Below are 10,441 nucleotides of genomic sequence, written 5' to 3'. Positions count from 1 at the left end.
CTCGATGCTTTCATCGAATCCGCTCCTTCTCCCAGCCAGGAAATCGTAGCGGAAAACTCTAATCAGAAATGGCTGAATTTTCGGGTGTCAGAGCAATAGGGAGAGTGCCTGTGACCTGCCCACCCGAGGCTCCCTCATTCACAACGGGAGTCTGCGGGTATTTGTGCACTACTCCCCAACACCCTTTTAGAAGATGAAGTCATCCGCCGAGTAAAGCAGCCCCACTCCGACATCTGCAAACGCGACGCCGTTGAGCAGAATGGAATTCGCCCCGTCCACGATCTGCGCCGTACCGCCCGCGTTGACCAAGTGGTTCGCGATCAGGTCGGCGAAATCGATAATCGCCGTCACGCCTGCAAGGCTGATATCCTCGCCGTCATCGGCTGAGAAACCAAACACCGTGTTCGTCCCGAACCCGTTGGCGAAGTAGAACGTGTCGAGCCCCGCTCCGCCTGTCAGCTGGTCGATGCCATTACCACCCCACAGCGAGTCTTTGCCGTTGCCACCATAGAGCTTATCGGCATTGTCGCCGCCGTAGAGCTTATCGTTTCCGTCGGCGCCGAAGATTACATCATTGCCCTGGTTGCCTGCGAACACGTCGTTGCCCGCCCCGCCGTTGATCGTGTCGAAACCGATCCCGCCGAAGATCGTGTCCTGCCCCAAGGTGCCGCCTTGGGCATTGTCAAAAAACACGTCGTTGCCTTTGCCGAGGAACGCCTTGTCCCGACCATTGCCGCCCCAGACTCGGTCATTGCCGTCACCCCCGTGGAGAGTGTCGAACCCGTCGCCGCCATAGAGCTTGTCATTGCCGACCCGTCCCCGGATCACGTCATTGCCGAGGTCACCGAAGAAAACATCGTTACCTGCGCCACCCTCGATCGTGTCGTTGCCTTGGTTGCCATGCACAGTGTCCTGACCCAGAACGCCGCCCTGACTGTTATCCTGATAAAGATCTTCGCCTTTGCCCATGATCACTTTGTCACGCCCGTTACCTCCATTTATTGTGTCATTGCCGTCGCCGCCGTCAAGCGTGTCGAAACCGTCACCGCCATTCAGCTCGTCGTTTCCGGTTCCCCCATTGATCGTGTCATCTCCATTGCCACCAAAAAGACTATCATTGCCTCCATTGCCAAAAATTGAGTCCTTTCCTGAGAACCCACTGAACCGATCGTTGCCCGAGGATAAGTCCATAATATCGTTGCCAGAAAGAGCATCGGCGATGATTTGGAATTCGTCTGCGGTGCTCAAAGTCAAAGCCGCATCATAAATTGAATTTGCCGAAACAGATATACCCTGAATAGCCCAGATATAGTCTCCGTTCCAAAAAAATTCCGTAATGGCTGTCACTCTTCCCCCGATCGCTACGCCATAAGAGTCGAACGAGAAGCCCGAGCCAGCTAAACCAAGCCCAAGGTCGGCATACCCATCCCATCCGTTGACAACGTACAAGTCCTCGTAAGTTTGGCCTTCGATTTTGAAATATTCATCATTGTAAAAGGTATCATCGTAGAAGTTTCTTTCGTACCAATTTAGGTCGATGTCATTGATGTCAATAGCATGCCAAGCTTTCAATTCTGCCATTTAGTTGCTCCTCCATTCCTTAGGGTCAGGACCCGTTACTGTGTTCTGGTGACATACGTCAAAAAAGCTCTCATTTACCGAGCAACGGTAATAATTTAATATACCTAAAATTGAAAGGTGTTGAAACCAGTAATATGTGCTTCGGAAGCACGACTAAGGCTCGATACGACCACGCAGCACATTACATCTTGTAAAGTCTTTGCATTTGGCCGCTTCGGGCTGATTCCGTTGAAAAACTCTTCCTTGATCGGGCCGCGAGCTGCTGCTTCAATTCTCTCGACGAGCGGGAGGGTTTGCGATGATGGGACCGAAGCAGGAAGCGCAAGCGGCTTTGTTCTACGAGTTTTCGCTGGAGGAACATGTTCCGCAGGATCACCTGCTGCGGTCGATTGACCGCTTCGTTGATCTGAGCAGCATCCGCTCCTATCTGGCGGATTTCTACAGCCACACGGGTCGTCCTTCGGTCGATCCCGAGTTGCTGATCCGGATGCTATTGGTTGGGTACTGCTTTGGCATCCGGTCAGAACGACGGCTCTGCGAAGAAGTGCACCTCAACCTGGCGTACCGCTGGTTTTGCCGCCTCGACCTGACGGATCGCATCCCGGACCATTCGACCTTTTCAAAGAATCGACACGGCCGCTTTCGCGAGAGCGACTTGTTGCGCCATGTGTTTGAGACGACTGTCGCACGTTGTGTGGCGGAAGGGTTGGTTGGTGGTCATGGCTTCGCCGTCGATGCCAGCTTGATCAGTGCCGATGTTCAGAAGCAGAACTCGAGCAACCCTGAAGATTGGGCAGCGCGCCAGATTGATACGATTAATGCGCCTCGTGCTGTGCGCGAGTATCTCGACACGTTGGACGACGAAGCCTTCGGTGCGGCGACCACTGCGAAGCCCAAGTTCACAGCCCATGCCGACCCTGCCAGCCAGTGGACGGCGGCGCGCAAAGGTCCCGCTTTCTTTGCGTATTCCGACAACTATCTGATCGACACGGACCACGGCGTCATCTTGGATGTAGACGCAAGCCGGTCGAACAAGACCGCCGAAGTTGGTGCGATGCGTAAGATGCTCGACCGCACGGAAGAGCGCTTTGGCGTGAAGCCTGACTGGATCGCCGCTGACACTGTCTACGGGTCGTCCGACAATCTGGTTTGGCTAACGCTGAAGCGCCAAATCCTTCCCTTCATCCCGGTCTTCGACAAAGGTGAACGGACCGACGGAACCTTCTCGCGATCCGACTTCACATGGGATGACGAGAACGATCGCTACATCTGCCCGGGCGGCAAGGAGATGCGGCACACTTGGCGGACCTATTCCGATCCCGCGCGCAACACACCAATTTGGAAAGCCCGTAAATATCGGGCGCGGAAGTCCGATTGCACAGGCTGCGCGCTGAAAGCCAAATGCTGCCCGAACTCAGAGGCCCGCGCGGTCCATCGCGAGAAATATGAAGCCGTCCGGGAGTTCGCCCGCCAATGCACCGCCTCCGAGTTCAATCCCAAGGCTCAGGCGCGGCGGAAGAAAGTCGAGATGCTCTTCGCCCATCTCAAACGCATCCTTGGGTTGGGCCGCCTCCGATTACGCGGTCCATGCGGCGTCCAAGATGAATTTACCCTCGCAGCAACAGCCCAAAACCTCAGGAAACTGGCAAAGCTCAAGCCGATGATGGCCGTCGCCGGATAGGTGCCGGGCTGGCCATAGATTGCCTGCACCAATTCATCCGGCAGTCGAAGCAGGGACTCCAGATCCGCCGACTTTTTCAACGGAATCGGCTCCTTGCAGACCTTCTCTGCGCGCCGCCCGAAGAGCTGCTCCGGCGTTAGCGTATTATTTCGCCTCCAGCCGTAAGCGACCCCCTTGTGACCATTGAAAAGAGAGGGTTGGGTGCCCCCTCTGTCCATGGATCAGGCGGCGCGGGCCTGGGGCATTTCGTCGACGATGGCGGTGGCCACCGCGTCGGGGCTGCGGTTTGTCTGCGCGGCGCGGGTCAGGATGCGGTCCATCGTGACCTCGAGCGCGGCCAGTTTCTCGTCGACAAAACCGGCGCGGTCCTCGATCGCGAGGATCTCGGTGGCGACATTGATGATGCCCCCGCCATTGGCGACAAAATCGGGCGCGTAGAGAATGCCGCGGTCATGCAGGCGGGCGCCGTCCTCGGGGGTGGCGAGCTGGTTGTTGGCCCCACCCGCCACCGCCGCCACGCGCAGGGTGGGGATGGTGTCGGCGTTGAGGATCGCCCCGATGGCGCAGGGGGCGAGAATATCGGCCTCGACCGCAAGGATGCCGTCCGCCGTAGCGGTCTCGGCGCCATAGCGCGCCTGAGTCTCTGCCACGCGCGCCGCATCGATATCGGCCACGATCAGCCTGGTCCCGGCCCTGTTGAGCAAATCACAGAGATGCGCGCCGACATGGCCCAGCCCCTGCACCGCAACGCGCCGCCCGGTGAGATCATCGCTGCCAAGGCGGTGGCGGGCGGTGATGCGGATGGCGTTGAAGATGCCGCGCGCCGTGATGGGAGAGGGATCGCCGCTGGCGAATTTGCCATCCGGCAGACCGGCAACAAAGCGGGTTTCACCTGCCATCACGGCCATGTCGGCGGGGCTCATGCCCATGTCTTCGGCCGTCCAGTAGCGCCCCCCCAGCGTGTCGATGGCGCGGGCAAAGGCGCGCAGCTGATCCGGTGTCTTGGTGGCGGGATCGCCCATGATCACCGCTTTGCCCCCGCCAAGCGGCAGGCCCGCGGCGGCGTTTTTATAGGTCATGCCTTCGCTGAGGCGCAGCGCATCGGTGAGTGCTGCGTCTTCGCTGGCGTAAGCGCGCATGCGCAACCCGCCCGCAGCCGGGCCGCGATGGGTGGAATGCAGGGCAATAAACCCGGTCAGGCCAAGAGCGCCGTCATGTACGCGCAGAACGGTTTCATGGCTGGCGACTTCAAGGCGGGTGATTTCCGGGGTGGCGGACATGTGCCCTCTCCTCCTGTTTGGCGTTTTGTCCTATGTGCCACGGCGCGCGGAGCGGTTTTCGCCAAAATTTGCCCGAGCTCCAAGAGTATGTTAGAGCTTTTCCCTAATAACACGGCACAAATTAGGTAAATACGTCATGGACGCCATTGATCGCAGAATCATCCGCGCGGTGCAGCGGGACGGGCGGATCACCGTGTCCGACCTTGCCGAAACCGTGGGCCTGTCGCCGACCCCCTGCGCCCGCAGGCTTGAGCGGTTGCAGAAAGAGGGCGTGATCACCAGTTATGGCGCGCGAGTGGATGCGCGCAAGCTGGGCCTGCCGGTGACGATCTTTGTCTCGGTCGAGCTGGAACAGCAGGGGCGCGATGCGATCGGCGCCTTTGAGCAGGCGATACGCCGCTGTGACGAGGTGATGGAGTGCTACCTGATGACCGGGTCGCGCGATATTCTCTTGCGGGTGGTGGCGGCGGATCTTGAAGCCTTTGACGCCTTTCTCGAACATCGGCTGATGAAAGTGCCTGGCATTCGCAATATGCGCTCGAACTTTGCCCTGCGCGCCATGGTGCAGCGCGACGTGTTGCCCGATCCATGATGCGCGATTGCGGATCGGCCGCGGGGCGCTAGAGTTGAGACATATTTCGGGAACCGGACGGATTGCATGAAACTTCTTGTCTTTGGACAGACCGGACAGGTGGCGCGGGAGATACAGGCGCTGGCGGGGCCGGGGCTGGAGATTGTCGCTCTGGGGCGGGACCGGGCGGATTTGGGCGACCCGGCGGCCTGTGTCGCGCATATTGCGCAAACCGGGGCCGATGCGGTGATCAATGCCGCTGCCTACACAGGTGTCGACACCGCCGAAGACGAAGAGACGCTGGCCACGGTCATCAACGGGGAGGCGCCCGGCGCGATGGCGCATGCCGCGGCAGAACGCGCCCTGCCCTTTCTGCATATCTCGACCGACTACGTGTTTGACGGCTCTGGCACCACGCCCCATGCCCCCGGCGATCCGGTGGCCCCTGTCAACGCCTATGGGCGCTCCAAGCTGGCCGGGGAAATTGCGGTGCGCGCCACCGGGGGACACCATGCCATCCTGCGCACGTCATGGGTCTTTTCAGCCCATGGCAGCAATTTCGTGAAGACCATGCTGCGCCTGTCCGAAAGCCGCGATGCGCTGAGTGTGGTCGAGGACCAGATCGGGGGGCCTACCCCGGCGGCGGATATTGCCCAAACGCTTGTCACCATGGCCCGCGCCATGGTGGGCGGGCAGGGGGGTGGAACCTATCATTACGCGGGCAGCCCGGCGACAAGCTGGGCCGGTTTCGCGCGCGAAACATTTTCTATCGCAGGACGGGAGGTGACGGTGACAGGCATTCCCAGCAAGGATTACCCGACCCCGGCGAGGCGACCGCTGAATTCCCGACTGGATTGCGCCACGCTGGAGACAGATTTCGGGATTACACCTGCGGATTGGAAGGCGGGGTTGGCCAAGGTAGTGCCCTGTGTGATCCGGGAGTTGGAAAAGACACCATGAGCAAACGCAAGGGCATCATTCTAGCAGGTGGCACGGGGACGCGGCTGTATCCGATCACCATCGGCATCTCGAAACAGCTGGTGCCGATCTATGACAAGCCGATGATCTATTACCCGCTTTCGGTGCTGATGCTGGCCGGGATCCGCGAGATCGCGGTGATCACCACCCCGCAGGATCAGGACCAGTTCCAGCGCACGCTGGGGGATGGCAGCCAATGGGGGCTGGCGCTGACCTATATCGAACAACCCAGCCCGGACGGACTGGCGCAGGCCTATTTGTTGGCCGAGGGTTTTCTCGATGGCGCGCCAAGCGCGATGGTGCTGGGGGACAATATCTTTTTTGGCCACGGGCTGCCGGAGCGGCTGGCGGCGGCAGATGCGCGCGCCACCGGGGGCAGTGTGTTCGGCTATCGCGTGGCTGATCCGGAACGCTATGGCGTGGTGGATTTCGACAAGAGCAGCGCGGTGCGCGGGCTGGTGGAAAAGCCGGTAAAGGCGCCCTCGCCCTATGCGGTGACGGGGCTTTATTTCCTTGATGGCAGCGCGCCGGAACGCGCCCGCACGGTCACGCCAAGCGCGCGCGGCGAGCTAGAGATCATCAGCTTGCTGGAAATGTATCTTGAGGACGGGGCGCTCAATGTGGAACTGATGGGACGGGGCTATGCCTGGCTAGATACCGGCACACATGGGTCGCTGCTGGATGCGGGGAATTTCGTGCGCACGCTCTCGGAACGGCAGGGCCAACAGGTCGGCAGCCCCGAGGAAATCGCATGGAAGGCGGGCTGGATCAGCGACGACCAATTGCGCGGCTACGCCGAAGCCTTTGGCAAGAACGGTTATGGCACCTATCTTTTGCAGCTGTTGGAGGGCTGAGACATGACAACGGAATACAGTCCGCCCACCATTACCCCGGTGCTGCTTTGCGGAGGCTCGGGCACCCGGCTCTGGCCGCTCAGCCGCAAGAGCTATCCCAAGCAATTTTCCCGCCTGATCGGCGAGAAGAGCCTGTTCCAGGCGTCAGCAGCGCGGCTATCTGGTCACGAGTACGGACCACCGCTGGTCATCACCAATTCTGATTTCCGTTTTATCGTCACCGAGCAGCTGGCCGAGGCCGGGATTGACCCGGGTGCGATCTTGATCGAACCCGAGGGACGAAACACTGCGCCAGCCGTGTTGGCGGCCGCACTATGGCTGGAGAGACAGGATCCGGACGCGCTGATGCTGGTGGCCCCTTCAGATCACGTGGTACCAGACCCGGACGCCTTTCGCGCCGCGGTCGAGGCGGGTACTCCCGCAGCCCAAGCCGGGCAACTTGTGACCTTCGGCATCAAGCCGACGCACGCGGAAACCGGCTATGGCTATTTGGAACTGGCCGAAGACCCCGGCAGTTTTGCCGCGAAACCCCTGACCCTGTCCCGATTTGTCGAAAAGCCTGATGCCAGCCGCGCCGCCGAAATGCTGGCGGCAGGGACCTTTCTATGGAACGCTGGCATCTTCCTGTTTTCGGTAGACGCCATTCTGACCGCCTTCAAAACACATGCCCCGGCGCTCATCGCCCCGGTACGGGCGGCGGTGGCGCAAGGCAAGCCAGATCTGGGCTTTTTGCGGCTGGATCCTGGCTCCTGGACCGGGGCCGAGGATATCTCGATCGACTATGCAGTCATGGAACACGCTGACAACCTTTCAGTGGTGCCCTTTGCCGCAGGCTGGTCCGACCTGGGTGGTTGGGACGCTGTCTGGCGGGAAACAGAACAGGATGCACAGGGTGTCGCCACCAGCGTCAATGCAACCGCAATCGACTGTGTAGAGACACTGCTGCGCTCAGAGGATGACAGGCTCGAAGTGGTCGGCATCGGGCTGAAAAACATCATCGCAGTGGCTATGCCTGACGCGGTACTGGTGGCCGATTCAAGTCGGGCACAGGACGTTAAACTTGCAGTCACAGCCCTGAAAGAAAAAAACGCTGATCAGGCCACTATGTTTCCAAAGGATCACCGCCCTTGGGGCTGGTTCGAGAGCCTGGCGATCGGAGATCGGTTTCAGGTGAAGCGCATCCATGTGCATCCCGGCGCGGCGCTATCGCTACAGTCCCATCACCATCGGGCCGAACACTGGATCGTCGTACAGGGCACGGCCAAGGTAACTGTGGATGATAAGGTCAGCCTGGTGAGCGAGAACCAGTCTGTTTATGTTCCGCTGGGCGCCGTGCACCGCATGGAAAACCCCGGCAAAGTGCCGATGGTCCTGATCGAGGTGCAGACCGGATCGTATCTCGGCGAAGACGACATCACCCGCCATGAAGACGTCTATGCTCGCGGGCCGGACGGTACGGACTGATTACAATGCACAAGGCCTCGGCCTGTGTGCGGACAATTGACGAGTTGTCTCAGAGGATGTTGATCGTTATCAGGATTCCCGTCAGCATTCGAACGATTTAGAACATGACGTCCACTCGCTAAAACGCACTTGAAAAGGTTTTACCAACCAATGAAAAATAAAATTACCAAGGCAATTTTTCCCGTTGCGGGATTGGGTACGCGATTCCTGCCCGCCACGAAATCGGTTCCCAAAGAAATCATGACCTTGGTTGACCGTCCGTTGATTCAATACGCTATTGATGAAGCACGAGAAGCGGGGATCAAGGAATTCATCTTTGTCACGTCGCGCGGCAAGGGGGCGCTGGAGGACTATTTCGACCATGCGCCGCAGCTTGAACAGGAACTGCGCAAGAAGGGCAAGGATGCACTTTTGGAAACACTCAAGCAGACGAATATGGAAAGCGGCGCCATCGCCTATATCCGTCAGCACAGAGCGCTTGGCCTTGGCCATGCGGTTTGGTGTGCGCATCGCCTGATCGCGAACGAACCCTTCGCGGTGATCCTGCCGGACGATGTCATCGCGGGTGAAACCGGTTGTCTGAAACAAATGGTGGATGCCTATGCAGAAACCGGTGGCAGCATAGTGGCTGCGATGGAAGTTGCGGCGGAAAAAACGTCTTCCTACGGAGTTCTGGACGTCAAGGAAGACATGGGATCATTGGTTTCCGTTAACGGGATGGTGGAAAAACCCGCGGCAAAGGATGCGCCATCGAACCTGGCTGTGATTGGCCGCTACATTCTCGCACCGACGATTTTGAGGAACCTGCGCAATCAAAAGAGCGGCGCAGGCGGCGAAATCCAGCTCACCGACGCCATCGCGGCTGAGATCGAACAGGAGCGCAATGTGTATGGGTATCGCTTTTCCGGACAGCGTTATGATTGCGGCTCAAAGGTGGGCTTCCTTCAGGCGACCCTGGCCTTCGGACTGGCGCGAGATGATCTTCGGGACGAGTTGGCGGCCTATCTTGAAGAGATGGTCGCAATGCGCAAGGTCGCTCAATAATCTGAAGAGGAAATGACATGGCCGACCATGTGCTCGTAACCGGCGGTGCCGGATACATTGGTTCGCACGCCTGCAAGGCGTTGCGTCAGGCGGGCTATGTTCCCGTCACCTACGACAATCTGTGCACCGGTTGGGAAGACGCCGTGAAGTTCGGCCCGTTCGAAAGGGGGGATCTTCTGGACCGGGCGCGCTTGGATGCGGTGTTTGCCAAGTACCAGCCGGTTGCGGTGATGCACTTTGCCGCGCTCAGCCAGGTTGGCGAGAGCATGAAGGAGCCGGGCAAATACTGGCTCAACAATGTGGGCGGTTCGCTGAGTTTGATCGAGGCGACGGTTGCTGCGGGGTGCCGAAACTTCGTGTTCTCCTCAACCTGTGCAACTTATGGCGAGCATGACAATGTGTTGCTGGATGAAAGTGTCGAGCAGCACCCGATCAATGCCTATGGATCGTCCAAGCGCGCCATTGAAGACATGCTCAAGGATTTCGAGAGTGCTTTTGGGCTGCGTCATGTGATTTTTCGCTATTTCAACGTAGCGGGGGGCGACCCGGAGGCGGAAGTGGGCGAGTTTCACCGCCCTGAGACCCATCTTATTCCCCTGATGCTGGACGCGATTGATGGCAAGCGGGAAGCGCTGACGATTTTTGGCACGGATTACGATACGCCGGATGGCACATGTATCCGGGATTACGTGCATGTTTGTGATTTGGTGGATGCGCATGTTCTGGGCCTGAAGTGGCTGGAGGATGACAAGGGCAGCCGTGTCTTCAACCTTGGCACCGGATCCGGGTTCTCGGTGCGCGAAGTGATCGATCATTCCCGCGCCGTGACCAACCGGGACGTGCCGTATGAAGAGGGACCGCGCCGCCCCGGCGACTGTACCAAGCTGGTTTCCGGCTCGACACGTGCGGGGAAAGAGCTAGGTTGGACCCCGAAACGTTCCACATTGGACATCATGATCGCAGATGCCTGGAGATGGCACCAAAACGG

General features: G+C 59.2%; 9 protein-coding genes. 7 read left to right on the top strand and 2 right to left on the bottom strand.

The genetic code is table 11. From position 1 onward, the window contains the following. Nucleotides 1–186 precede the first annotated feature (186 nt). Nucleotides 187–1,581, bottom strand: coding sequence for a calcium-binding protein (locus BMZ35_RS20705; RefSeq protein WP_110680271.1), 1,395 nt, complete (start codon nt 1,579–1,581; stop codon nt 187–189). 298 nt (nt 1,582–1,879) lie between these two features. Between BMZ35_RS20705 and BMZ35_RS20390 the strand changes: the two genes are divergently transcribed. Continuing rightward, nucleotides 1,880–3,262, top strand: a complete 1,383-nt coding sequence (locus tag BMZ35_RS20390) for a transposase (protein WP_093097228.1) — start codon at nt 1,880–1,882, stop codon at nt 3,260–3,262. Nucleotides 3,263–3,483: 221 nt separating this feature from the next. On the opposite strand, the gene BMZ35_RS20385 is transcribed toward BMZ35_RS20390, so the two are convergent. Further along, nucleotides 3,484–4,542 (bottom strand): Glu/Leu/Phe/Val family dehydrogenase, encoded by a 1,059-nt coding sequence (locus BMZ35_RS20385; RefSeq protein ID WP_093097225.1) that lies wholly within the window; start codon nt 4,540–4,542, stop codon nt 3,484–3,486. Between the two features lie 136 nt (nt 4,543–4,678). On the opposite strand from BMZ35_RS20385, the gene BMZ35_RS20380 reads away from it, so the two are divergent. From BMZ35_RS20380 to galE, 6 genes are all read left to right on the top strand, one after another. Then, on the top strand, nt 4,679–5,134 hold the full coding sequence (locus BMZ35_RS20380) for an Lrp/AsnC family transcriptional regulator (protein WP_093097223.1): 456 nt from the start codon (nt 4,679–4,681) through the stop codon (nt 5,132–5,134). Between the two features lie 66 nt (nt 5,135–5,200). Further along, entirely contained in the window at nt 5,201–6,073 is an 873-nt protein-coding gene (gene rfbD, locus BMZ35_RS20375; RefSeq protein ID WP_093097220.1) for a dTDP-4-dehydrorhamnose reductase, read from the top strand. Continuing rightward, entirely contained in the window at nt 6,070–6,945 is an 876-nt protein-coding gene (gene rfbA / locus BMZ35_RS20370; protein WP_093097218.1) for a glucose-1-phosphate thymidylyltransferase RfbA, read from the top strand. Before rfbD ends, rfbA begins: the two co-directional genes overlap by 4 nt. A 3-nt stretch (nt 6,946–6,948) precedes the next feature. Continuing rightward, complete coding sequence (locus BMZ35_RS20365; protein WP_093097215.1) at nt 6,949–8,409, top strand: mannose-1-phosphate guanylyltransferase/mannose-6-phosphate isomerase; 1,461 nt, start codon at nt 6,949–6,951, stop codon at nt 8,407–8,409. A gap of 150 nt (nt 8,410–8,559) precedes the next feature. After that, nucleotides 8,560–9,453, top strand: a complete 894-nt coding sequence (galU, locus tag BMZ35_RS20360) for a UTP--glucose-1-phosphate uridylyltransferase GalU (protein WP_093097213.1) — start codon at nt 8,560–8,562, stop codon at nt 9,451–9,453. Between the two features lie 17 nt (nt 9,454–9,470). Further along, nucleotides 9,471–10,441, top strand: a 971-nt coding sequence (galE, locus tag BMZ35_RS20355) for a UDP-glucose 4-epimerase GalE (protein WP_093092394.1), incomplete at its 3' end; no start/stop codon positions are given.

Origin of the sequence: Shimia aestuarii (genome assembly GCF_900114635.1) — a bacterium.
GTDB classification, from domain to species: Bacteria; Pseudomonadota; Alphaproteobacteria; order Rhodobacterales; family Rhodobacteraceae; genus Shimia; species Shimia aestuarii.
Note: the sequence above shows the minus strand (reverse complement) of the source record. Positions and strands in the feature narration are given on the sequence as shown.